This is a genomic window from Rhodoferax lithotrophicus (assembly GCF_019973615.1).
Lineage (GTDB): Bacteria > Pseudomonadota > Gammaproteobacteria > Burkholderiales > Burkholderiaceae_C > Rhodoferax > Rhodoferax lithotrophicus.
Map to the genome: position 1 here is coordinate 4,130,536 of NZ_AP024238.1, position 23,101 is coordinate 4,153,636.

Below are 23,101 nucleotides of genomic sequence, written 5' to 3' on the forward strand. Positions count from 1 at the left end.
ACCTGGCGACGGCTCATCTTGAGGCTGCCAGTACAATGTTCAGCTCTTATTGTCACTTGGTTTGCCCATGTTTGATTCTCTTGCTCATCGCGTCTGTTTGAGTTCTTTGGCAGCACTTTTGCTCAGCCTCTCTGCCTGTAGCAGCATGGACGGGGCCAGCAACCGCTTGGTCTCCATCGTGACACCTTACAAAATTGACATTGTGCAAGGCAATTTTGTCTCTCGGGAACAAGTCGCCGCTCTCAAGGAGGGCATGAGTCGTAACCAAGTGCGCGACATTTTGGGCACCCCTTTGCTCAACAGTATTTTTCATACGGATCGATGGGACTATGTGTTCACCTTCAAGCGCCAAGGCATTGAGCCTCAAGCACGACGTGTGACCATCTTTTTCAAAGACGATGTATTGATCAAGGTACAAGCAGACAGCTTACCCAGTGAGGCCGAGTTTGTAGCATCGCTGGATTCAGGTCGAAAATCAGGCCCTATTCCAGTGCTTGAAATGTCACCGGAAAGCTTGCAAACCACTGCGCCAACAACCCCGGTTGCTGCACCGCAATCACCTGTACCACGGACCACCAGTTACCCTCCGCTGGAAACCACCACCAACTGATTTTCAAAATGACAGAGTCCATAATTCACCACATTTGCGTGGCTGGTGCCAGCGGGCGCATGGGGCGCATGTTGATCGAAGCAGTCTCAAAAGCCGATGACTGCAAGCTCAGCGGAGCCCTGGATGTGACCACCAGTCCGGCTGTAGGCGTAGACCCTGCAGCTTTTCTTGGAATCCATAGTGGCATTGCCATCACCGCTGATTTGCCCACGGGTCTGGCCCACGCCGATGCACTGATTGATTTCACACGCCCCGAAGGCACTTTGGCGCATTTACAGGTGTGTCGCGCACTCGGTGTTAATGCCGTCATTGGCACCACCGGATTCAGTGATGCGCAAAAGCTGGAAATTGCCGAACTTGCAAAAAACATTGCCATTGTGATGGCCCCCAACATGAGCGTGGGTGTGAATGTCACCCTCAAGCTGTTGGAACTTGCCGCCAAATCCCTCAGCACGGGTTACGACATTGAAATCATCGAAGCACATCACCGCCATAAGGTGGATGCACCCTCAGGCACGGCCTTGAAAATGGGTGAAGTGATTGCGGGCGCACTGGGTCGCGATCTCAAAGACTGTGCTGTTTATGCACGACAAGGCGTGACCGGAGAGCGCGATCCATCGAGCATTGGTTTTGCCACCATTCGTGGGGGCGACATTGTGGGCGACCACACTGTGTTGTTTGCAGGTACCGGGGAGCGTATTGAAATCAGCCACAAATCGGGCAGCCGCGTGTCTTACGCAGAGGGCAGCTTGCGTGCTGTACGGTTCTTGAAGGGACGCAAATCCGGCCTCTTCGACATGACCGACGTATTGAACCTGAAATGAATTTGGCCCAGTTTTTCTGGCAAGGTGATGCCTTGACACGCTCAGTAGCGTTGTTACTGTTGGCCATGTCAGTGGGAAGTTGGGTGGTGATTTTGTGGAAATCCTGGTTGCTGCACCGTGCCAGTGGTGATGTGGCACGTTGTGTGGCAGCGTTCTGGCAATCGACCAATGTAGAGGAAGCCAGTCTGAAAATCAAGGCTTTTGACCGTGGAGCGCTTGTTCTGCCTATGGTGGAAGCTATCAAAATTGAACCTGATGACACGCTGGCCTGCGTAGGTAACCGCGCCCAACAGTTAACTCGCGTCTTGCGTAATGCCTTGCATGGAGCGCTTGCCAAACTCCAGCACGGCCAGGTTTTATTGGCCACAGTGGGGGCCACTGCACCATTTGTAGGATTGTTGGGCACCGTGTGGGGCATCTACCATGCACTGATTGGCATTGCCAATGCAGGTCAAGTCACCATCGACAAAATTTCCGGCCCGGTCGGCGAATCTTTGATCATGACAGCAGCGGGCTTGATGGTAGCCATTCCAGCAGTCTTGGCCTTCAACGTGCTCGGCCGTGCGGTAACACGCATTGAAGCTGAACTCGAAGGCTTTGCCCGCGACCTGCGCGAACTTGGCAACGCTGGCCTGGATACCATCGCGGTCAAGCGTTAAAGGCTCTTACACATCATGTCATTTGGCCGCCTGGATTGCGCTGCGGGCTCACAACCCATGAGTGACATCAACATGACCCCTTTGATTGATGTGATGTTGGTCTTGGTGGTCATTTTCATCATCACCGCCCCCCTTTTGACTAGTTCGATCAAACTGGACTTACCCCAAACCGACGCAGCCAAGGCTGGGGATGCCCCCAAGTCGGTGACGGTGGTGATGGACGCTGCTGGCCAAATTTACCTGAAAGACCAACCCGTGACGCTGGATGAACTGGCACGGCAACTCAACTCGTCGGCTTCAGCCAATCCACAAACCGAAGTGCTGCTACGCGCCGACCAAGTGGTGCCCTATGGCCGCGTGGTTGAAGTGATGGGTGCCGCGCAAAAAGCCGGATTAAACCGTATTGGCTTTGTCGCAGATGCGACGGCATCAGCGAAGACTGGGGTAGTGGAATCCACGCCTGCAGTCAAACCCTAAAATTCACACCTATCTCAAGCCAAGTCGGCCGCAAATGCCGCATCTTCTGACTGCCATGCAAGACAAATACAACCACCTCGATGTTGAACCCGCTGCCCAAGCCCATTGGACGGCGCTGGATGCTTACCGCGTGACTGAAAACGCACTGGACGTTAACGGCAAACCCAAGAAAAAGTTCTACGCCTGCTCCATGCTGCCCTACCCCAGCGGCAAGTTACACATGGGCCATGTGCGCAACTACACCATCAACGACATGCTGACGCGCCAGCTGCGCATGCAGGGCTACAACGTGCTGATGCCCATGGGCTGGGATGCCTTTGGCCTGCCGGCGGAAAACGCCGCGCTGAAAAACGGTGTGCCACCGGCCCAATGGACGTTTGAGAACATCGCCTACATGAAGGGCCAGATGCAGGCCATGGGCCTGGCCATCGACTGGAGCCGCGAAGTGGCCACCTGCACGCCCGAGTACTACAAGTGGAACCAGTGGCTGTTTTTGAAAATGCTCGAAAAAGGCATTGCCTACCGCAAGACCCAGGTCGTCAACTGGGACCCGGTGGACATGACCGTGCTGGCCAATGAGCAGGTCATTGATGGCAAAGGCTGGCGCACCGGAGCGGTGGTCGAAAAACGCGAAATTCCGGGCTACTACCTGGCCATCACCCAGTACGCCGATGAGCTGCTGGCCAACGTCACCGGCGACAACATGCCCGGCTGGCCCGAGCGCGTCAAGCTGATGCAGGAAAACTGGATTGGCAAGTCTGAAGGTGTGCGTTTTGCCTTCACCCACGACATCAAGGGCGCTGACGGTGCGCTGATCGGTGACGGCAAGATGTACATCTTCACCACCCGCGCCGACACCATCATGGGCGTGACCTTCTGCGCGGTGGCCGCTGAACACCCGCTGGCTGTGCACGCCGCCACCCGCAATCCGGCGCTGGCAGCCTTCATTGAAGAATGCAAAAAGGGCGGTACCACCGAGGCGGAACTGGCTTTGAAAGAAAAAGTCGGCATGCCGACCGGCTTGTTTGTCACCCATCCGCTGACCGGCAAGCAGGTTGAAGTCTGGGTCGGCAATTACGTGCTGATGAGCTACGGTGACGGTGCGGTGATGGGTGTGCCAGCGCACGACGAGCGCGACTTTGCGTTCGCCCAGAAATACGGCTTAACAATAAAGCCGGTATATAGGCTACATAGCATAGTCCCAGCGGCGAAGGATGGAGAGCATGGTACCGATATCAGGAATGTTGATCCCGATGGGGAGTGGCGCGATTGGTATGGCTTGAAGCCTGGTGACCCGCGAGAGGACGGTGATCATGAGCTTATTAACTCTGGCAAATACGATGGGCTGCCTTATAAAGAGGCAATCAATGCGGTTGCCGCCGACCTGTCCGCCCTGGGCCTGGGTGAGAAAAAAGTCACCTGGCGCTTGCGCGACTGGGGCGTGAGCCGCCAGCGTTACTGGGGCACACCGATCCCGATCATCCATTGTGAGGAACACGGCGCGGTGCCGGTGCCCGAGAAAGACCTGCCGGTAGTGCTGCCGCAAGACTGCATCCCAGACGGTTCTGGCAACCCGCTGCACAAACACGAGGGCTTCCACGCTGGTGTCACCTGCCCGGTCTGTGGCAAGCCAGCCCGGCGCGAAACCGACACCATGGACACCTTCGTGGATTCATCCTGGTACTTCATGCGCTACTGCGATTCGACCAACTCAGAGAAGATGGTGGCCGAGGGTGCGGACTACTGGATGCCGATGGACCAGTACATCGGCGGCATCGAACACGCCATCCTGCACCTGTTGTACGCCCGCTTCTGGACCAAGGTGATGCGTGACCTGGGTCTCGTCAAGGTGGATGAGCCCTTCACCAAGCTGCTCACCCAAGGCATGGTGCTGAACCACATCTACAGCCGCCGCACCGACAAGGGTGGCAAAGACTATTTCTGGCCCAGCGATGTGGAGCACGTGTTGGACGACGCGGGCAAGGTGACTGGCGCGCGCCTGATCAAGGCCGTGGGAGATCTGCCGGTGGGTACACCCATTGACTATGAGGGCGTGGGCACCATGTCCAAGTCGAAAAACAACGGCGTGGACCCGCAGGACCTGATCGAAAAATACGGTGCTGACACCGCCCGCCTGTACACCATGTTCACCGCTCCACCCGAGGCCACGCTGGAGTGGAACGACGCGGCGGTGGAGGGCAGCTACCGTTTCCTGCGCCGGGTGTGGAATTTTGGTGTCAAATTGTTAGCTATTGATTCTGTAGCTGCTGACGCAAGTGTTATAAGCGCTACAAGCCTGAAAGATGTTGAATTCGGGAAAGAGGCGAAGGCCTTGCGGCTGGAAATCCACAGTGTGCTCAAGCAGGTGGACTACGACTACCAGCGTATGCAGTACAACACCGTGGTATCTGGCTGCATGAAAATGATCAATGCGCTGGAAGACTTCAAGGCCACGGACTGCGCCGGTGCGCAAGTGGCGCTGATCGAAGGTTTTGGCATTTTGCTGCGTTGCCTGTACCCGGCTACGCCGCACATCGCCCACACCTTGTGGTCAGAACTGGGTTACGCCAAGCCATTGGGCGATTTGCTGGATACACCCTGGCCCAGGGTCGACCCCAGCGCCCTGGTACAGGACGAGATCGAACTCATGCTGCAAGTGAATGGCAAGCTGCGTGGCTCTATGGTGGTCAGTGCCAGTGCGGACAAAGCGGCTATCGAACAAGCGGCACTGGCCAACGAGGTGTTCCTGAAGCTGGCCAATGGCGCGGCACCGAAGAAGGTGATTGTGGTGCCAGGCCGCTTGGTGAATCTGGTGGTTTAAACCATGCACGCCCCCCTGCCCCAAGCCAGTTTGACCATTCGGTCACGCCGCACTGCCTTGCAGTGGATGGCACTGACTGCCGCCAGTACCACACTGGCAGGCTGCGGTTTCAGACTGCGTGGCAGCCAGGCGTTTGCCTTCAGCCGGATTGCCATCATGCCCCACCCGGGCGGGGGCGTGGCACAAGAGCTGCGCCGTTCGTTTGGCGACGCAGTTCATGTGCTGACCGTAGATGAGCCCATCTCTCAAGCGCAACTGGTGCTGGATGTGGGCAATGAGCTGCGAGAAAAAGTGGTGGTGGGGGTCAATACCTCAGGTCAGGTGCGTGAATTCCAGTTGCGCCTGCGCGTTCAACTGCGCCTGCGTAACGCCAAGGGCAAAGCTCTGATTGAAGGTGTTGAGATTTCCCAACAACGTGAAATCAACTTCAATGAAACCGCCGTCCTGGCCAAGGAAGCTGAAGAGGTCTTGCTCTACCGAGACATGCAATCTGACATTGTTCAGCAAATCCTGCGCCGTCTGGTCACGGTTCAAGCGTCTCAACTGGATTGATTCAGGCCCCGCAAATGCGGTTTCAGATGAGGCCCTGCCTGCAGGCAGGGCGAACCATCACCACCCCAACCGGTGCCTGGGCAGAGAATCCTGATTTCATGCCAGCGTTTCCTCTGCAGCCAGTGTGGTGCGGTGAGCTTTGTTCCTTTGAACAAACGCCAAGTCTTGCGCAGGTTTGATCAAGCCATACAAATCTTTCGGGTCAGCCAGCTGCGGAATCAGGTCAATCGGTGTGACCAGGCCGAGTGCCCGAGCTTGGGCCCACATGTAACGCAACGCTGAAAAATCCTCCATGGCAAACCCCACGGAGTCAAACATCGTGACTTGTGCGGCATGATCGCGTCCGACCTGGTTGCCCGCCAGCACCTGCCACAACTCGGTCACCGGAAAATCCGCAGGTAAGTGCTGCAAATCACCTTCGATGCGGGTTTGGGGCTCGTACTCCACAAACACTTTGGAGCCACGTAGCACATCGGGGTGGATTTCGGTCTTGCCAGGGCAGTCTCCGCCCACACCGTTGATGTGCATGCCGGGCTCCAGCATGTTGGCGCTGATGATGGTGGCATTGGTTTTGTCGGCAGTGATGGTGGTCACAATGTCGGCCCCACGCACCGCCTCGGCCACACTGGTACAGGTTGTCAGGCGGAGTTGGGCGGCATCCGGGTTGTGGCGCAGGTTGTGCAGCAACTTGGCGGTGGCTTGCGGGTCAATGTCGTACAGACGAATTTCTTCAATGCCCACCAGAAGGTGAAACGCCAGCGCCTGAAACTCACTTTGTGCGCCGTTGCCAATCAAGGCCATCACCCGGCTGTCCGGCCGGGCCAGGGCCAGGGCGGCCACGGCGGAGGTGGCCGCCGTGCGCAGGGCTGTGGTCAGGGTCATCTCGCTGATCAGGCGCGGGATGCCCGTGGCCACATCGGCCAGCACCCCAAAAGCCATCACCGTGGACAGCCCCTGCGCCGTGTTTTTAGGGTGGCCGTTGACATATTTGAAGCTGTAGTGGCGGGTATCGGCAATCGGCATCAACTCAATCACACCATCCTGAGAATGGCTGGCCAGCCGGGCCGATTTGTCAAAACAGGGCCAGCGCACAAAGTCGTCTTCAATGGTGTCGGCCAGGCCGCGCAAGGTGGCGGCCATGCCTTGCCACCCCACGATGCGGGCAATGTCTTGCGGGCTCAGAAACAGCGTGTGTTGTGAGAGCGTGTGGGTAATGTTCATGGTGTTTCTCAAGTCAATGAATGGATTGGCTAAAAGTGTCTCTCCCAAGTGAGACAAGCACAATCGCTAATAATGTATAAAAAACGCTACATAATTAACGTTTTGATATAGATAACTATCACAATGGATGAAACAGACCACCAACTGCTGGCTTTGCTTCGGCAAGATGCCCGTTTGAGCGTGGCGACACTGGCGCAAAAACTCAAAGTATCACGTGGCACCGTCACCAACCGCATCCGCCGCATGGAAGACAGCGGCACCATCGTCGGCTACACCGTGCGCCTGCGCCCGGACGTGCAACACAACCAGATCATTGCCTGGATGAGCATTGCGGTGGATGGCAACCAGACCCGCGCCGTCATTGCCAATCTGCTGGGCGAGCCCGGCGTGGCCGCCCTGCATGACACCAATGGCCGCTGGGACTTGCTGGCCGAATTGCGCGCTGAAACCCTGCAAGAGCTGGCCAAGGTGCTGGAGCGCATCCGTTTGCTCAAAGGCATCAGCAGCACCGAAACCAGCATCCACCTGGAAACCTTTCGGGTGGCTTGAACGCCCGGCTGACTACACTTGCAGACTATGCAACTCAACCCCACCCAGCTCAACCCCCATCTGGTCAAAGGCCTGAAAAGCCTCTATACCCTGCATGGCGATGAGCCCTTGCTGATCCAGGAGGCGCTGGATGCCATTCGTGTGGCAGCACGTTCCCAAGGATTCACCGAGCGTAGCTCATTCACTGTATCGGGAGCCCACTTTGACTGGAGCGAAGTGCTGGCCGCTGGCGGCAGTTTGAGCCTGTTTGCCGACAAACAAATCCTGGAACTGCGTATACCCAGCGGCAAGCCCGGCAAAGAAGGCAGCACCGCTTTGCAGCAGTTGGTCGAGCAATCCCGCGGCAATGACAGCACGCTGACGCTGGTGATCTTGCCCCGCCTGGATCGCATGACCAAGTCCAGTGCCTGGTTTGCGGCGCTGGAAAGCGGCATCACACTGGAAGTCAGCCCAGTGGAGCGCGCAGCTTTACCGCAGTGGATTGCCCAGCGTTTGGCGGCGCAAGGCCAGCGCGTCAAAACGGGGGAAGAAGGCCAACGCAGCTTGCAGTTTTTTGCTGACCGTGTAGAAGGCAACCTGCTGGCCGCCCATCAGGAAATTCAAAAAATGGCCTTGATTCACCCCGCTGGCGAGCTCAGTTTCGATCAGATCGAAAGTGCAGTGCTCAATGTGGCCCGGTTTGATGTATTCAAACTCAGTGAAGCGGTGCTGGCCGGCCAGTATGAGCGGGTGCAACGTATGCTGGATGGCTTGCAGGCCGAGGGCGAGGCCGAGGTGCTGGTGCACTACACCCTGGCCGAAGACATTCGCGCCCTCAAGCGGGTCAAAGATGCCATGAGGCAAGGCAAGCCGCTGCCCATGGCGCTGCGTGAGCAACGCGTCTGGGGCAACAAGGAACGCTTGTTTGAGCGTGTGCTACCACGCCTGAGTGAAACCGCCTTGGCGCAACTGTTGCAGTCTGCGCACCAGGTGGACGGTATTGTCAAAGGTCTCAAGGTGGCAGATTGGCCCACCAATGGCTGGCAGGCCCTGGCACGGCTGGCGATGATGTTATGCAACCTGTGTGCCGTGAAACCAGCTCCCTCTAGATAAAACGCTGATCACTAGCGCCCATACACATCCTCAAAGCGCACGATGTCATCCTCCCCCAGGTAAGAGCCGGACTGCACCTCGATCATTTCAAGGGCTACCCGCCCAGGGTTTTCCAGCCGATGGGTGGTTCCCAAGGGAATAAAGGTGGACTGGTTCTCCGACAGCAAAAAGCTCTTGTCGCCGCAGGTCACCCGAGCCGTACCACTCACCACAATCCAGTGCTCAGCCCGGTGGTGGTGCATTTGTAAGGACAGCGTGCCACCCGGTTTGACCACAATGCGCTTGACCTGAAAGCGCTCACCCGCATCCACCCCGTCATACCAGCCCCAGGGCCGGAACACCTTGCGGTGAATACTCCCCCTCAGAGCGGCCTTGCGCCTTGAGGGTGTCCACAATCTTTTTCACATCCTGGGTCTTGTCCTTGTGCGACACCAAAATCGCATCGGCAGTTTCCACCACCACCAGATCACTCACCCCCCACGCAGGCAATCAGGCGCCCTTCGGACAATACCAGGGTGTTTTCACAGTCCTGCAGCAGCACATCACCCTGCGACACGTTGCCACGTTCATCCTTGGGCAACACTTGCCACAAGGCATCCCAGGCCCCCCACGTCAGACCAGCCAGCACTCAAGGGCAGTACCACACCTGGTGGCAAGGTGATGGTGTCTTGGCCTGAACCACTGGCAAGTCGCTCCATCACCGCGTAGTCAATCGAGTCGCTGGGACATTGGGTGAAGGTGGTCTTGTCTACCCGCACAAACTCTCCATCGGTTTGGCCTTGTTCCCAGGCGGCCTGGCAGGTGGCCAGAATGTCGGCACGGCAGATGCCCATGGCAGACAACCAGACCGAGGCACGCATCATGAACAGGCCACTGTTCCAGGAGTAGCTGCCCTCGGCCAGGTAAATTTGCGCGGTCGCCAGGTTGGGTTTTTTCCACAAAGCGGGCAATCAGACGGGCGGTGTCGGCCTCGCCATAGGGTGCACCCGCCTGGATGTAGCCGTAGCCGGTTTCTGGCGCATCCGGTGTGATGCCAAAAGTAACCACGGCCCCTTGGTCGGCCAGCACAGCACCTGCACTGACGACTTTTTGGAAGGCGGCCACATCGGTAATCACATGATCTGCTGGCATCACCAGCAGCACCGGGTCAGATCCGTTTTTGATAGCTGACAGTGCAGCCAGTGTCAGCGCTGGAGCCGTATTTCTGCCACATGGCTCCAACACCACGGTGCCACTCAGGTGCAGCAGGCGCAGTTGTTCGGCAATCACAAAGCGGTATTCTTCGTTACACACCACCATGGGGTGGGCCAGTTCCACACCTTGCAGGCCTTGGACGCGGCGCACGGTGGCTTGCAAGAGGGTGTCGTCCCCCACCAGGCTGAGCAATTGTTTGGGGTATTTTTCGCGGGACAGGGGCCACAGGCGGGTGCCTGAGCCACCGGACAAGATGACGGGTTGAAGAAGGATGGGACTGGTCATGGTCATCAAAGATCAAAATTTAAAACTGGCGGTTGCTTACGCTTGGCATTTGTAACGGATCAGGCTCAGGCGGCTTGTTCAGGCGCGGGCATCACCCCAACGTAATTGGGCAGTTTCGTCCCCACGGTAAAGGGTTTCACCGGTACGGTCAACGCAGTAGTCGGGCGAGACGATCATGTCGGTGAAGCGCATGTCTGCCGCAATGCGGGTGTATTCGAACAGGATGCTGCGCACCACCCGTGCACCGGTGCGGATGTGGCTGCCGTGACCTATCCAGCAGGGGCCAATGATGCTGGCTCCGGGCTCAATACGCACGCTTGAACCGATGTACACCGGGCCTTCAATGCTGACGTGGTCCCAGGCGATGTTGGTGTTCAGGCCGACCCAGATGCCGGGTTTGACTTCGCGCCCAGGCATGTTCATTTGCGCCACTTCACCGCGTATCACTCGTTGTAGTACCGACCAGTAGTCGCTCACCCGGCCGATGTCGATCCAGTTGAAGAAGCGTTTCTGGGCATAGAACGGTAGTTTTTGTTCTACCAGTTGGGGAAAGAGTTGTGCGCCGATGTCGTAGATCGTATTGGGGGGGATCAGATCCAGGGCGGCGGGCTCAAAAATGTAGATGCCGGTGCTGGCCAAGGTGGATTTGGCCTCGGAGGGTTGGGGTTTTTCCTGGAAGGACTGGATTTGGCCGTTTTCATTGGCCACCACAATGCCGTAGTTGGATACTTCGTTCAAGGGTACGTCCAGCGTGACGACGCTGGCCAGGGCTCCGTCGATTTTGTGTTCATGCAGGGCCGCACCAATGTCCAGGTCAATGATGGCATCACCGCAGAGAACCAGGGTGGTTTGGTCAAAGAATCCGCTGAAGTCCTGGATGCGGCGCATTCCACCGGCTGATCCAAAGGGTTTGGGTACCACTTCTCCTTGTTCGCGTATGCCTTCGTAGGCGTAGCCAAGTTCTACGCCCCAGCGGTGGCCATCCCCAAAGTATTGCTCGATTTTGTGGTGGTTGTGGGCCACGTTCACCATGATTTCGGTGATGCCGTAGCGGGCAAGATGCTCAATCAGGTATTCCATCACCGGTTTGCCCATGATGGGGATCATCGGTTTGGGTAAGTATTTGGTCAGGGGCCGTACCCGTGTGCCTTGCCCGGCGGCCAGAATCATGCCTTTAGCCATGGCTTGTTTCCCTTGTCGTCATTGTTTTTACTCCCGAATGCAGTGTTTGGATCAAACGCTACTGTAACCCAGCGGGTTTTGGCTTTGCCAGCGCCACGTGTCCTGGCATGGGTTGTCCGAGCTTTGGCGAAAGCCCGGCCATGACAAAACCTAAACCGGCTTGGTTGCCACAATCACCTGGAAATTACCAAAAAATGCAGTGTGCCGTTCACACGTCACTCCCGGCATGGCCTGCAGCTGCTGCACCGGATCATGGCTGTCCCACAGTGCCAGGCCATAAGGCTCGAACACCTTGAAATACGTCCAGCTCAAAACACGCAGCAGCCACGGACGGGGACGATGAAACTCCCCCAGATACAGCCGGCCCCCGGGGGACAACACCCGCATGGCTTCGTTCAAGGCTTCAATTTTCAGGTGATGCGGCAACTCGTGCAGCAAAAAAAACATCACATTGGCCTGCACCGACGCATCCGGCTGTTGCAAGGCCACTGCGTTTTCCTGCGAATACACAATGTGCTGGGCATAAGAGCCCAATTTGGTTTGAGCATGATCCAACTCGTTTTGAATGATGTCCGCAATCAGCACCTGGCTGGCGCCGGATTTGACCGAGGCCTCCACCACGCGGGGAATCACATTGCCGAAAGCACAGGAGGTGATCAACACCCGCTTGCCCTGCAAATTGTCCCGGCGCAGACCATGCACGATGAGTGACACCAGATGGCTGTACTGAAACAGCAAAATCGCCGAAATAATGGGCTGCCAATCCACCAAACGGATCAACCGCATGTTGGAGTAGATCGGGTAAACATGTGCAGCCTCATGCGTGAGCCGTCCCATCACACCACGCATCACCAGTGCGCCACGTGTCAGAGTAAAGAAAAACAAGGCGGTACTGGCAAGCACCAAAACTACAGCAAAGGCGGAATACGAAATCCAGGAAGACATGGTGTACTTTCAAATAGGGGGGCAACAGCCCCAACGTCAAAAATTTCCAAGTCAAATTAGATGCCTATGGGGAAACCCTACATTGACACATATCAAAGCCCAAGCAACTTGAATGACACCTGAGGCACACCCGACTTACACCATCCATGACACTGCCAGCGTAAACGTGACAAATGCAGCCGCAGTGGAAACCAGAATAATGCGGGCAATACGACCGTTGTCTGCGCCAAAGCGCTCCGCCAGCAACGACACATTACTGGCACTGGGCAAGGCAGCGGTGAGCACCATCACCGTCAAGGCAAAACGTGTCATCGGCACCCCCAAACTGATCAGTCCAGCCCCGACCAGCAACACCAGCAACGGGTGAAAAAACAGCTTAATCAGCGCCACAGGCACGTAATCACGCAGCAGCGGAGCCTTGACATGCCCGGCTGCTGCCAGCATTTGTGAGCGCGCCAGCACCGCTCCAATGGTGAACAATGCCACCGGCGAAGCTGCATCGGCCAACAAGCCGACCGTCTGAACCACGGGCTTGGGAGGTGCCCAGCCCAGCACCGACACCAGCGCGCCGAGCAAAATCGCCCAAGGCATGGGGTTGGTCAGCACCCCTTTCAAGGCATTTTTCAGTGCCTTGGCAGCGCCATGCGCATCAGCGCCATCCAGACGCGACAGCGCAATACACAACGAGGTGGTGACCACCATGTCAATCACCATGGTCAAGATGGCTGGCCCGGCTGCCTGGGTGCCCAGCAAGGCAACCAGCAGCGGCACCCCCATAAAGCCTGAGTTGGGAAAAGCCGCCACCAGCGCGCCAAACGACGCATCGTTCCAGCCAATACGACTGTTCAAACTCACCACCACGGTAAAACCAACGGTAACCAAGGCACACAGCAACCAGGTGGCGAAGACACCCACATCCAGCAACTGGGCAATGGGTGTAGACGCGCCAAATCGGTACAACATACACGGCAGTGCAAAAAACAGCACAAAGCCATTCAAACCAGGAATGGCTTCCAATGGCAACATGCGCCGACGCGCGGCCAGATAACCACACAGCACCAGTGCAAAAAACGGAAAAGTAATGATGAATATCTGCAGCACCGGGCGATTGTGTCAGCTTAGCCCCTGGCCTTGCAGCAACTGATAATAGAGATATGACCCCGAGCGATACACCAACCACTCCGATCAGCCCCGACAAGCGCTTGAGACCGATCACCCCGACTGGCCACTTCATGATGGCGCACCCTGCGCATGTGCTGGCGCTGGGATTCGGCTCGGGTTTGAGCCCCAAAGCGCCTGGCACCATGGGCACCCTGTGGGCATGGGGTATTTTTATTCTGCTGCAACACCGACTGACCGAGGCGCAGTGGGGCTGGCTGATTGTCATCAGTATTTCGTTGGGCTGGTGGGCCTGCAGTGTGACGGCCAAGCACATGCAGGTGTTGGACCCCGGCAGCATTGTGTGGGATGAAATTGCCGCCTTCTGGCTGGTGTTATGGCTCATTGGCCCGACCGGTTTTTGGGGTCAGCTGGCTGCCTTTGCCTTGTTCCGGTTTTTTGATGCAGCCAAACCTGGCCCCGTGGCCTGGGCTGACCAGCTCTACCACGGGGTAGATCCGGCCAACGACCCATTCGCCTGGAAAAAAGCCGGCTGGGGCATCATGCTGGACGATTTAGTGGCTGCGTTTTGCACCCTGCTGGTGATCGCACTTTGGCATGCCTGGTGAATCCCATGCCACACGACGAACTACTAAAAAATGAGCTACCAGCGCATAATTCATGCGCACTAGCGGCCAATTTTCTACTTAAAAACAAATGGCTTCTGGCCACTGCAGAAAGCTGCACCGGCGGTTTGATTGCCGCCGCATGTACCGATCTGGCCGGCTCCAGCACCTGGTTTGAACGCGGTTTTGTGAGTTACTCCAATGCTGCAAAAACCGAATTGCTTGGTGTGGATGCCCAACTGATTCAACAATATGGCGCGGTGAGTGAACCCGTGGCACGTGCCATGGCCCAAGGCGCACTGACACACTCACATGCGCAGGTTTCGCTTGCCGTGACGGGCGTGGCGGGGCCCAGTGGTGGCACAGCGGAAAAACCCGTTGGCACGGTTTGGTTTGGCTGGGCGCTGGGTGACCGGATCATCACGGACATGCAGCATTTCTCGGGCGACCGTGCCGCCGTGCGCCAAGCCACCGTACAGCATGCTTTGGTGAGGCTGGTTGAATTACTCAGGGAAAAGGAAACATCATGAAATTATTGATTGTCGAAGACGACCCGATGATGGGCGCAGGTCTGCAGGCCGCATTGAGTGAGGCCGGGTTTGTCACCCACTGGGTGACCGATGGTGCTGCCGCTCTTAACTTGCTGGCGACAGAGTCATTTCGCGCCATGGTGTTGGACATCACCCTGCCGGAGCTGGACGGACTGAGCCTGCTCAAGCAGCTGCGGGCACAAGACAGCAAGTTGCCGGTACTGATGCTGACCGCGCGTGACACCACCCGCGACAAAGTGATGTGTTTTGATGCCGGCGCCGACGACTTTCTGGTCAAAACCACCGACATGGAAGAGCTCATCGCCCGCCTGCGGGCCTTGATCCGTCGATCCGGTTTTGTCGGACGGGTCAAAGTAGGCAACCTGATGCTGGACGCAGACACCCAGACCGTGACCCAAGACGACAAATGGCTGGCCTTGTCCAACCGGGAATTTGAACTGCTGCAATTGTTGATGGAAAACGCCGGGCAGGTGGTCGCCCGCAGCCGGATGGAACAATCCCTTTTTGGCCTGAATCGCGCAGGGGAAAGCAATGTGCTGGAAGTCCATATTCACAACTTGCGCCAAAAGCTTGGCGACACCAAACTCAAAACCGTACGCGGCGTGGGCTACGCTCTGGTCAACGAGTGAGCCTTCTGCGCCATGCCCACCTCACCCTGGGGCACCGCTTGTTGGTGGCACTAGGGGTGGTCAGCTTTCTTTTCTGGATCGTGATGGTCACCCTGTCGACCCGCGACAACCTCAAAGAGGTGAATGAACTCTATGACGTGCACCTGGCCTACACCACCAAAGCTTTTTTGCACCTGATGGATCCTGACGACGACGAACAGCAAAACTTTCCGACCACGCTGCCCTCTGCAGCTGTTGCACAACTTCTGGAACTCTCGCCCAACCTGGCCCAGCGCCCCGTTCTGGATCAGCTGACCACTACGCCCAACACCCCCTCAAGCCCGGCGACGGGCCTACCGAACACGGCACAAAACACGCGCCGACAACAATTCAACCAAAGCCTGCGCTACCAGCTCTGGCGAGACAACGGCCCCTTGCTGTTTCGCTCTGACAACGCCCCACTGGATCACATGGCCCAACAAACGGGGTTTTCTGACACACTGGACACCCGAGGTCAAGGCTGGCGCAACTACTATGTGCATGACCCCAGCCATCATGTACACATGATCGTCTCAGAGCCCCACACGTTTCGCGAACATCTGGCACGCAGCATGGTCATCAGTGCAGCCACACCCATGGTGATTGGCCTGCCGGTGCTATTTTTGCTGCTCTGGTTTTCGGTCAAACGAGGGCTCTACCCTTTGGCATCCCTGAGCAAGGAAATCGCCAAACGCCAACCCGACAATTTGGCCCTGATCGACGCTGAAAATGTGCCCAATGAAGTATTGCCGATGGTGACGGCCTTGAACGACCTGCTCCAACGCATGGGGCAGACGCTGGAAAACGAGCGCCAGTTCACCGACGATGCCGCACACCAGCTGCGCACGCCCCTGGCCGCCATCCAGGCCCAGCTGTATACCGCACGGCATACCCCAACTGGCATCCAGCACCAGATGGCCCTGTCCCAAATGCAGGAAAGTGTGGCGCGCGGCATCCGCTTGGTCAACCAACTGCTGACCTTGGCCAGGCTGGACCCCAAGATGGCACTACCCAACTTCTCGGCCATTGCCCTTGCACACATTGCCGAATCTGTCTGCGCTGAGCTGGCACCCCAGGCACTGCAGCGCGACCAAAATCTGGAGCTGATCGTCACCCCCAACTTGCCTGCTGTATGCGGCAACGCCGACTTGCTGACCATGCTGATCTCCAACCTGGTTGACAACGCCATCCACTACACCCCTCAGGGGGGCCACATCATCTTGAACCTTGAACAAAAGACTGAGGCCGTCAGCTTGACCATCTGTGACGATGGTCCAGGCATTGCGCCAGAACAACGAGCCAAGGTGCTTGAACGCTTTTACCGTGTGGCCAGTCAAAACCAGCCCGGCACAGGTCTGGGACTGGCCATTTGCAAAAGAGTGGCAGAAATGCACCACACCACACTGGTTTTAGGTGACGGCCTCCATGGGCGCGGACTCTGTGTCCGTACGCAATTGGCTTATTGCCAAGAACCCGCTGGTCACTGAAGCCATGGAAGCTGATTTTTTAAGCGGCTTGGCCACTGGACTTGCACTGATTGTGGCGATTGGCTCGCAAAACGCCTATGTGCTGCGCCAAGGTATCCTGCGCCAATACGTGCTGCCTTTGGTACTTTTTTGTGCCCTGTCCGATGCGGTGCTGATTCTGGCGGGCATTGGAGGTGCTGGCGTGGCGATTCGTGGCAACACCATCTTGATGACACTTACCCGCTACGGCGGAATCCTGTTTCTAGCCAGCTATGGTGTGTTGGCCGCACAACGTGCATGGCAAGGCAAGCACATGCATGTCACCTCCCATGGCGCAGCCAACCTGAAGATGGCGTTGGCCACCTGCTTTGGCTTTACCTACCTGAACCCGCATGTGTACCTGGACACCGTGGTGCTCCTGGGCTCCATTGCCAACCAGCGGCAAGACCCCGGCCGTTGGGTGTTTGGTGCAGGCGCGGTGAGCGCCAGTTTTGCCTGGTTCAGCGCATTAGGCTTTGGTGCACGTTATCTGGCCCCCTGGTTTGAAACCGTGCTGGCCTGGCGTATTCTTGACGGGCTGATCGCACTGACGATGTGGGTATTGGCAGGCTTACTCCTGTTCAGATAACGTGTGTTGACCACAAACCTAAAGATAATCCAGCCATGCAAGTGAAATCACCCGAATTTTGGCGACTCCGTCTGGTCACATTTTTGTTGGCTGCCCTTGCCGCATCCAGCGTCGGCTATTGGGCGCTGAAGTGGTCCACATCCACAGGCCTGACACGAACCACGCTGCTGGAGCCCGCCACACGGCCCATCAACAGCGCCCAAATAGCCCGGTTGCTGGGGGCCACCCCAGGCTCAGATTCCCCGACCCCGCAAGTACAGACAAAGTACAAATTGCTCGGAGTGATCACACTGGGGCCACACCGTGGCAGCGCCTTGATTGCCATGGATGACAAACCGGCCAAACCCTACCGTGTGGGCGAGCAAATCTCCGAAGACCTGGTGCTGCAGTCCGTACAGGCCCGCAGTGCCTTGCTGGGAGCCCATTTGCAAGGCACGACCAGTATCACCCTGGAACTCCCGCTGATGCCTGGCACGCACTGAGCATGTTGACCACGGTCCTAGCCAAAAACATGGTGTTTTTGAGGTCACTTACTGGCTGCACGTATCCATACCGCATTCGCCATTAGCATCACCCCATGAGTTCAACACCCCGCTATCAACTGCGTGTACAAGTCAAACCGCGTTATCTGGCTGCGCAGTCAGACCCCGCCCAAGACCTGTATTTTTTTGCCTACACCATCACCATTCGCAACACCGGCAAAATCGCCGCGCAACTGATTTCACGCACCTGGAACGTCAACGATGCCAACGGTCACACCGAAAAGGTCAAGGGACTTGGCGTGGTCGGGCAACAGCCGCTGCTGCAGCCTGGTGAGGCATTTGAGTACACCAGTGGCACGCGCTTGCGCACCCCGACCGGTACCATGCACGGCAGCTATTTTTGCGTGACGGAAGACGGCGACAAGTTTGATGTGGATGTGCCCATGTTTGTGCTGGATGCGCTAAGCGAAAACGGTGGCAAACACACCCTGCACTGAAACCATGACACATCGCCCCGATCTCTCCGAACTGCTTGATGCACTCAACCCACACGCGGATCTGGCCCATCGCCATCTGTGGCTGATTGACCTGCTCGATTGGATACGCGGCGACAGAAACTCTGTGCCGCGTACCTTGTCACGTGTGAACCTGCTGCTCGACACCCTGCAACAGCGCCCGGCAACCCGCGCGCAATTACAAACCTGGTGGCAAGTGTTGTTGGGCACGGTGGATGCCACCGCCTTGCTGGCTGACTATGGTTTTTCTTCACGCAGCGCATTTGTCAGCGAACTGATGGAGCGCCTGCGCCTGAAATGGCTGCCCGCCACGCCAGAAACTGCCGATGCCGCCGCGCTGTTTGCACTGGCATTCAACGACCCTTTTGATGCCCTGTGGCTCAATGCCCTGGACGATGCCACACTGGCTCGACTGGCCTGTGTGTTGCAAACCGACCACTCATGTATCCCGGACAGCAATTGCGCCTGGATTCCCAACCAATGGCAACACGCGATCTCACCCTGGCAAGCCACCCTGCTCGAAGCCCTGACCTTTTGCACCAGCCAGATTCGCGCCACCGGCTTTTCGCCCGAATTACGCCTGCGTATGAGTGCACCAGCGCGTGAAACCGTGTCCTTTCATGCCCTTGCCGCCGACTTTGATGCATTACAAACCGCTTTTCTGGCCAGCCCCTCCTGTACCAGCCAGGCACGTGAATCAGCCCTGCACCAATTTCTTGCCCGACTTGAGACTTGCCGCCATGCGGCAGCCTCGGTCTACACCCACCTGGATGCCCACGGCATTTCGGTCAACCTGGTGTTTCAGTTGCGCCAGTTGCGCACCCGGGTACTGCGCACCCGTGCGCTGCTGGACTGTCTGCTGTCGAACACCCCACAGCGCCACACCGCGCAACTGCTGGCCCATCTGGTTGAAGTAGGGCAAGAACGGCGCAGTGTGCGGGCCCTCATCACCGCCAACTCCTCCATGCTGGCAGCCAAAGTGGCTGAGCGCAGCTCTGAGACCGGCGAGCACTACATCACCCGCAACCGCAGCGAATACGTTCGCATGCTGCGTGATGCCGCTGGCGGTGGCGCGGTCATGTCCCTCACCACGCTGATGAAATTCGTGGTGCTGTCACTGGGTTTGTCCGCCTTCTGGAGCGGTTTTTATGCCGGCATGAATTACGCACTGAGCTTTGTGCTGATTCAGCTGCTGCATTACACCGTGGCCACCAAACAACCCGCCATGACTGCGCCCGCTATGGCCGCCAAACTCAAGGACTTGGGATCACCCGGCGCGATCGAAGGTTTTGTGGATGAAGTCACTCACCTGGTCCGCTCACAAGTGGCGGCCGTCGTCGGCAATCTGGCGCTGGTGGCCCCTGCCGTGTTGCTGATCAGCAGCTTCATGTGGCTGACCTTGGGTGCACCGATGATTGATGCCAAAGAGGCCGAACACGTGTTGCACAGTCTGGATCTGCGCGGCCCCACCTTGCTGTTTGCGGCATTCACCGGTGTACTGCTTTTTGCATCAAGCATCATTGCCGGTTGGGCGGAAAACTGGTTTGTGCTGCAACGACTGGATTCGGCCATTCGCTACAACCCACGCATCACACGACTGCTTGGCATGGGCCGGTCTGACCGCTGGGCCGGTTTTGTGCGGCGCAATATCTCAGGACTGGCCGCCAACATCTCGCTGGGCTTGATGCTCGGACTGATTCCCGCCTTTGCGGCATTCTTTGGTTTGAACCTGGAGGTGCGCCACGTCACCCTGTCCACCGGCCAATTGGCCGCTGCAGCGGCCAGCATGGGGCCAGAGCTGCTCACCCAGGGTATTTTCTGGTGGTGTGTGGCAGGTATTCTGCTCACCGGTGTGCTCAATGTGGGCGTGAGTTTTTACTTTGCCTTTGCCCTGGCCTTGCGCGCGCACAGCGTGAGTGGTGTGGATCGTGGCCGCATTGGGCAAGCCATTCGCCACCGTGCCCGTACCCAGCTGCGCAGCTTCTTCTGGCCCGCTGCCGAAACGGTCACCCCTCCAGAAAATACGCCGCACAGTGGGTGAATTCGACCTGATCAAGCGCTACTTCAAGCGCCCGGCCCGCCACGCCGCCCTGGGCGTGGGGGACGATTGCGCCCTGCTGCAGCCCAGTGTCGGCTGCCAGCTGGCCATTTCCAGTGACATGCTGGTTCAGGGTCGCCATTTCTTCGCCGATGTGGACCCCTTCAAACTAGGCCACAAGGCGCTGGCAGTCAACCTGAGTGACCTGGCGGCGTGTGGAGCCAAACCATTGGCCTTCACCCTGGCACTGTCCCTGCCGGAGGTGAACGAGTCTTGGCTGGCGGCTTTTTCTGCAGGCCTGTTGGCCTTGGCCGATGCACATCAGTGCGAGCTGATTGGCGGCGACACCACGGGCGGGCCACTGAACATCTGCATCACCGTCTTTGGCGAAGTGCCCGTTGTCCAAGGCCAATCCCAGGCCCTGCTGCGCAACGGGGCCAAAGCGGGTGACGATCTGTATGTCAGCGGCACGGTGGGAGATGCGCGGCTGGCGCTGGATGTGCTGCTGGGCAAGCTCATGGTGCCCGATGCAGTGCTGACAACCGCCCGTACCCGGCTGGAAACCCCCACCCCGCGTGTGGCGCTGGGCCTGGCCTTGCGTGGGGTGGCCAGTTCAGCGATTGATGTCAGCGACGGCCTGCTGGGTGACTTGGCTCACATTCTGGAGTTATCCCATACAGGTGCCACCGTATGGGCCGACGAAACTATTCAATTGATAGCTGCTTACGCTTATTCAACAAGGGCTAGGGGCCAATTTCATCTTGATTTTTCAGCCACACAATGGCGCACCCTGGCGCTCGCCGGAGGGGATGACTACGAGCTGCTGTTCACCGCCCCGCCCCAGCAGCGTGATGCCGTTGCCGCCGCCGCCCTGCGCAGCCAAACCCCGGTGCACCGCATCGGCCAGATGGATGCCACGCCCGGTTTGCGCGTGCTGGATGCACAAGGGCATCTGCTGCCCGACAACTTCGCCTCGTTTGACCACTTTGCCTAGTGCCACCTGGATTCAAACAGTAAAAAATGTGACGAGTTAACGTTTACCCTGATTAAGTTCACCACCAATCCGCCACGCTGGCACCCCTGGGCTTAGACTCTGCGACTCGCCAGGTTCTGTTATTTTTCCGTCGAGGCTTTTATGGAAGACATTCCTTTTTCCATTCCCCCTGGGTCACGCTACGGGTTGTTGGCCGCCATTTTGCTGACCTTTTCATCCGTCGCAACATCCACCGAATCCCTTTTTACCTACACCGTTCAACCCAAAGACGAACTGATCAAAATGGCCGAGGCCTCCTTCACCTCCAACGAGGGCTGGAAAGAAGTTGCCACACTCAACCGGCTCAAAGACCCCAACAAAATCCAGCCCGGCCAGGTGCTGAAAATCCCGCTGCGCCTGCTCAAAATGGTCAAGCGTGAAGGCGTGTTGCTCAGTGTTTCGGGTGACGTACAGCTTTCAGGCCAACCCGCGGTGGTGGGGGGTCTGGTTCCCGAAGGGGCACAACTGCAAACGGGGGCCAATAGCTCGGCGCAAGTCCAGCTGGCAGATCAAAGCCGCGTCACGCTCATGCCCCATACCGATGCCAGGCTGGTCACCAGCCAGATCATTGACTTTGGCAACTTTGACCAGAAAAGCCAGGCGACCTGGTTTACCGGTCTGATCCGTTTGACCAAGGGTGCGGTCGACGTGCTGGCCGCCAAGCTGGCCAAACGCAACACGCCGCTGCAAGTCGAAACCCCGACCTCGTTGGCGGGTGTGCGCGGCACGGTGTTCCGCGTGGCCTACGAAGACCCGGCCAACCAGAACACCCGCACCGAGGTACTGGAAGGCGTGGTGCGCACCGACAGCGTGGCACAAAAAACCGGTGCCGATTTACCCAAAGGCACGGGGACCGTGATCAACCCCAGCATCCAACGCATCCAGGTATCCCCCTTGCTGGAGGCCCCCAGCATCAACGCCCATACCGTCGCATTCAAGCCGCAAGCCCGCTGGAACATGCCGACCTTGGCCGGGGCTGAGCACTTCAAGGTGCAGATTTCAGGTTTCAAAGATTTCAGCAACGTCTTGCGTGAGCAAGTGGTAGACCGCCACGGGCAAGCTGATTTTTCTGACTTGTCCAATGGCGTATGGCATGTCCGTGTGCGCGGCATTGATGCCCGCACGCTGGAAGGCTTCAACGCCGAGGCCACCCTGCAAGTGATGCTGCCCGCCAATACCAGTCACCCGGCCGCTGAATGGGTGGCACAGAATGACCACATCGACACCCTCCATGGTGAACATGTGCTGCAGTTTGAGCCACTCGGGCTGGATGCCAGCCATGCCATTTTGGCCAGTGTGAAGATCAATCGCCCGCCGTATGTGCGCGTGGCCAAGGCACTGGTCAAACCCGATGGCGGGCCAATCCGCTTGAACCTGGGGCCTTTGACCGCGGGAGAAAACTACCTGATCAACCTGACGGTGACCCAGGCCGATGGTGCCACCCTGAGCCCGACCAACTATGCGTTTGACGGTCTGCCAGCCGGGCAATCCCTGAGTTCACCCCTGAAACACCTGGCCAGCGACACCACCCTACCCCTCCCGGCATCGGCGCACAAATCCAAGCACAGCAAGCGCCACAAGGCAGCGGGCTGAGCCAGCGCAGCCA

The 23,101-nt window shown here is 57.8% G+C and carries 22 protein-coding genes and 1 pseudogene; 18 read left to right on the top strand and 5 right to left on the bottom strand.

From position 1 onward, the window contains the following. Positions 1–67: 67 nt before the first annotated feature. From LDN84_RS19025 to LDN84_RS19050, 6 genes are read left to right on the top strand one after another with little or no spacing between them, the layout of a single operon-like run. Entirely contained in the window at positions 68–610 is a 543-nt protein-coding gene (locus LDN84_RS19025) for an outer membrane protein assembly factor BamE (protein ID WP_223904991.1), read from the top strand. Positions 611–618: 8 nt separating this feature from the next. Then, a complete protein-coding gene (gene dapB / locus LDN84_RS19030; RefSeq protein WP_223904992.1) occupies positions 619–1,434 on the top strand; it encodes a 4-hydroxy-tetrahydrodipicolinate reductase in 816 nt (271 codons plus the stop codon). Further along, positions 1,431–2,093, top strand: coding sequence for a MotA/TolQ/ExbB proton channel family protein (locus LDN84_RS19035; protein WP_223904993.1), 663 nt, complete (start codon positions 1,431–1,433; stop codon positions 2,091–2,093). Before dapB ends, LDN84_RS19035 begins: the two co-directional genes overlap by 4 nt. A 15-nt stretch (positions 2,094–2,108) precedes the next feature. Beyond that, positions 2,109–2,570: an ExbD/TolR family protein gene (locus LDN84_RS19040; RefSeq protein ID WP_223904994.1), complete on the top strand. Its 462-nt coding sequence runs from the start codon at positions 2,109–2,111 to the stop codon at positions 2,568–2,570. Between the two features lie 55 nt (positions 2,571–2,625). Continuing rightward, entirely contained in the window at positions 2,626–5,391 is a 2,766-nt protein-coding gene (gene leuS / locus LDN84_RS19045) for a leucine--tRNA ligase (protein WP_223913151.1), read from the top strand. A gap of 3 nt (positions 5,392–5,394) precedes the next feature. Further along, complete coding sequence (locus tag LDN84_RS19050) at positions 5,395–5,943, top strand: LPS-assembly lipoprotein LptE (RefSeq protein ID WP_223904995.1); 549 nt, start codon at positions 5,395–5,397, stop codon at positions 5,941–5,943. Positions 5,944–6,039: 96 nt separating this feature from the next. Here the strand turns inward: LDN84_RS19050 and ocd are convergent, their stop codons facing one another. Next, complete coding sequence (gene ocd / locus LDN84_RS19055; protein WP_223904996.1) at positions 6,040–7,164, bottom strand: ornithine cyclodeaminase; 1,125 nt, start codon at positions 7,162–7,164, stop codon at positions 6,040–6,042. 123 nt (positions 7,165–7,287) lie between these two features. On the opposite strand from ocd, the gene LDN84_RS19060 reads away from it, so the two are divergent. Together LDN84_RS19060 and holA are read left to right on the top strand one after the other, a co-directional pair. Beyond that, positions 7,288–7,713 carry an Lrp/AsnC family transcriptional regulator gene (locus tag LDN84_RS19060; protein WP_223904997.1) on the top strand — a complete coding sequence of 142 codons (426 nt, stop codon included), beginning with the start codon at positions 7,288–7,290 and terminating at the stop codon, positions 7,711–7,713. 27 nt (positions 7,714–7,740) lie between these two features. Beyond that, positions 7,741–8,805, top strand: coding sequence for a DNA polymerase III subunit delta (gene holA, locus LDN84_RS19065; protein WP_223904998.1), 1,065 nt, complete (start codon positions 7,741–7,743; stop codon positions 8,803–8,805). A gap of 11 nt (positions 8,806–8,816) precedes the next feature. Here the strand turns inward: holA and LDN84_RS19070 are convergent. The 4 genes and pseudogenes from LDN84_RS19070 to LDN84_RS19085 all read right to left on the bottom strand — a co-directional run bounded on the left by LDN84_RS19070 (position 8,817) and on the right by LDN84_RS19085 (position 13,512). Beyond that, positions 8,817–10,284, bottom strand: a pseudogene (locus tag LDN84_RS19070) (mannose-1-phosphate guanylyltransferase/mannose-6-phosphate isomerase). 78 nt (positions 10,285–10,362) lie between these two features. Continuing rightward, positions 10,363–11,466: a nucleotidyltransferase family protein gene (locus tag LDN84_RS19075; RefSeq protein ID WP_435405902.1), complete on the bottom strand. Its 1,104-nt coding sequence runs from the start codon at positions 11,464–11,466 to the stop codon at positions 10,363–10,365. Positions 11,467–11,616: 150 nt separating this feature from the next. Continuing rightward, on the bottom strand, positions 11,617–12,411 hold the full coding sequence (locus LDN84_RS19080) for a class I SAM-dependent methyltransferase (protein WP_223904999.1): 795 nt from the start codon (positions 12,409–12,411) through the stop codon (positions 11,617–11,619). 135 nt (positions 12,412–12,546) lie between these two features. Further along, complete coding sequence (locus LDN84_RS19085) at positions 12,547–13,512, bottom strand: AEC family transporter (RefSeq protein ID WP_223905000.1); 966 nt, start codon at positions 13,510–13,512, stop codon at positions 12,547–12,549. Positions 13,513–13,565: 53 nt separating this feature from the next. Between LDN84_RS19085 and LDN84_RS19090 the strand changes: the two genes are divergently transcribed. The 10 genes from LDN84_RS19090 (at position 13,566) to LDN84_RS19135 (ending at position 23,088) form a co-directional block, all read left to right on the top strand. Beyond that, on the top strand, positions 13,566–14,138 hold the full coding sequence (locus tag LDN84_RS19090) for a phosphatidylglycerophosphatase A family protein (RefSeq protein WP_435405903.1): 573 nt from the start codon (positions 13,566–13,568) through the stop codon (positions 14,136–14,138). 5 nt (positions 14,139–14,143) lie between these two features. Further along, positions 14,144–14,665 (top strand): CinA family protein, encoded by a 522-nt coding sequence (locus LDN84_RS19095; protein WP_223905001.1) that lies wholly within the window; start codon positions 14,144–14,146, stop codon positions 14,663–14,665. After that, positions 14,662–15,315: a response regulator transcription factor gene (locus LDN84_RS19100; RefSeq protein WP_223905002.1), complete on the top strand. Its 654-nt coding sequence runs from the start codon at positions 14,662–14,664 to the stop codon at positions 15,313–15,315. The genes LDN84_RS19095 and LDN84_RS19100 overlap by 4 nt, the downstream gene beginning before the upstream one ends. Then, positions 15,312–16,820: an ATP-binding protein gene (locus tag LDN84_RS19105; RefSeq protein WP_223905003.1), complete on the top strand. Its 1,509-nt coding sequence runs from the start codon at positions 15,312–15,314 to the stop codon at positions 16,818–16,820. The genes LDN84_RS19100 and LDN84_RS19105 overlap by 4 nt, the downstream gene beginning before the upstream one ends. Further along, a complete protein-coding gene (locus tag LDN84_RS19110; RefSeq protein ID WP_223905004.1) occupies positions 16,759–17,427 on the top strand; it encodes a LysE/ArgO family amino acid transporter in 669 nt (222 codons plus the stop codon). Before LDN84_RS19105 ends, LDN84_RS19110 begins: the two co-directional genes overlap by 62 nt. Before the next feature lie 35 nt (positions 17,428–17,462). Then, positions 17,463–17,909 carry a type II secretion system protein N gene (locus LDN84_RS19115; protein ID WP_223905005.1) on the top strand — a complete coding sequence of 149 codons (447 nt, stop codon included), beginning with the start codon at positions 17,463–17,465 and terminating at the stop codon, positions 17,907–17,909. Positions 17,910–18,004: 95 nt separating this feature from the next. Then, entirely contained in the window at positions 18,005–18,406 is a 402-nt protein-coding gene (gene apaG, locus LDN84_RS19120; protein ID WP_223905006.1) for a Co2+/Mg2+ efflux facilitator ApaG/CorD, read from the top strand. 4 nt (positions 18,407–18,410) lie between these two features. After that, positions 18,411–20,465 carry a transporter-like protein TlpB gene (tlpB, locus tag LDN84_RS19125; RefSeq protein ID WP_223905007.1) on the top strand — a complete coding sequence of 685 codons (2,055 nt, stop codon included), beginning with the start codon at positions 18,411–18,413 and terminating at the stop codon, positions 20,463–20,465. Continuing rightward, positions 20,458–21,456: a thiamine-phosphate kinase gene (thiL, locus tag LDN84_RS19130; protein ID WP_223905008.1), complete on the top strand. Its 999-nt coding sequence runs from the start codon at positions 20,458–20,460 to the stop codon at positions 21,454–21,456. Before tlpB ends, thiL begins: the two co-directional genes overlap by 8 nt. Before the next feature lie 141 nt (positions 21,457–21,597). Beyond that, positions 21,598–23,088, top strand: a complete 1,491-nt coding sequence (locus tag LDN84_RS19135; protein WP_223905009.1) for a FecR family protein — start codon at positions 21,598–21,600, stop codon at positions 23,086–23,088. Positions 23,089–23,101 lie beyond the last annotated feature (13 nt).

Excerpts from the sequence above, each read along its gene's own strand:
- LDN84_RS19040 (WP_223904994.1), top strand. The coding sequence starts at position 2,109 with ATGTCATTTGGCCGCCTGGATTGCGCTGCGGGCTCACAACCCATGAGT.
- dapB (WP_223904992.1), top strand. The coding sequence starts at position 619 with ATGACAGAGTCCATAATTCACCACATTTGCGTGGCTGGTGCCAGCGGG.
- tlpB (WP_223905007.1), top strand. The coding sequence starts at position 18,411 with ATGACACATCGCCCCGATCTCTCCGAACTGCTTGATGCACTCAACCCA.
- holA (WP_223904998.1), top strand. The coding sequence starts at position 7,741 with ATGCAACTCAACCCCACCCAGCTCAACCCCCATCTGGTCAAAGGCCTG.
- LDN84_RS19135 (WP_223905009.1), top strand. The coding sequence starts at position 21,598 with ATGGAAGACATTCCTTTTTCCATTCCCCCTGGGTCACGCTACGGGTTG.
- leuS (WP_223913151.1), top strand. The coding sequence starts at position 2,626 with ATGCAAGACAAATACAACCACCTCGATGTTGAACCCGCTGCCCAAGCC.
- LDN84_RS19050 (WP_223904995.1), top strand. The coding sequence starts at position 5,395 with ATGCACGCCCCCCTGCCCCAAGCCAGTTTGACCATTCGGTCACGCCGC.
- LDN84_RS19100 (WP_223905002.1), top strand. The coding sequence starts at position 14,662 with ATGAAATTATTGATTGTCGAAGACGACCCGATGATGGGCGCAGGTCTG.
- LDN84_RS19095 (WP_223905001.1), top strand. The coding sequence starts at position 14,144 with ATGCCACACGACGAACTACTAAAAAATGAGCTACCAGCGCATAATTCA.
- LDN84_RS19110 (WP_223905004.1), top strand. The coding sequence starts at position 16,759 with ATGGGCGCGGACTCTGTGTCCGTACGCAATTGGCTTATTGCCAAGAAC.
- LDN84_RS19075 (WP_435405902.1), bottom strand. The coding sequence starts at position 11,466 with ATGGCTAAAGGCATGATTCTGGCCGCCGGGCAAGGCACACGGGTACGG.
- LDN84_RS19035 (WP_223904993.1), top strand. The coding sequence starts at position 1,431 with ATGAATTTGGCCCAGTTTTTCTGGCAAGGTGATGCCTTGACACGCTCA.
- LDN84_RS19090 (WP_435405903.1), top strand. The coding sequence starts at position 13,566 with ATGACCCCGAGCGATACACCAACCACTCCGATCAGCCCCGACAAGCGC.
- apaG (WP_223905006.1), top strand. The coding sequence starts at position 18,005 with ATGAGTTCAACACCCCGCTATCAACTGCGTGTACAAGTCAAACCGCGT.
- ocd (WP_223904996.1), bottom strand. The coding sequence starts at position 7,164 with ATGAACATTACCCACACGCTCTCACAACACACGCTGTTTCTGAGCCCG.
- LDN84_RS19060 (WP_223904997.1), top strand. The coding sequence starts at position 7,288 with ATGGATGAAACAGACCACCAACTGCTGGCTTTGCTTCGGCAAGATGCC.
- LDN84_RS19115 (WP_223905005.1), top strand. The coding sequence starts at position 17,463 with ATGCAAGTGAAATCACCCGAATTTTGGCGACTCCGTCTGGTCACATTT.
- LDN84_RS19025 (WP_223904991.1), top strand. The coding sequence starts at position 68 with ATGTTTGATTCTCTTGCTCATCGCGTCTGTTTGAGTTCTTTGGCAGCA.
- LDN84_RS19080 (WP_223904999.1), bottom strand. The coding sequence starts at position 12,411 with ATGTCTTCCTGGATTTCGTATTCCGCCTTTGCTGTAGTTTTGGTGCTT.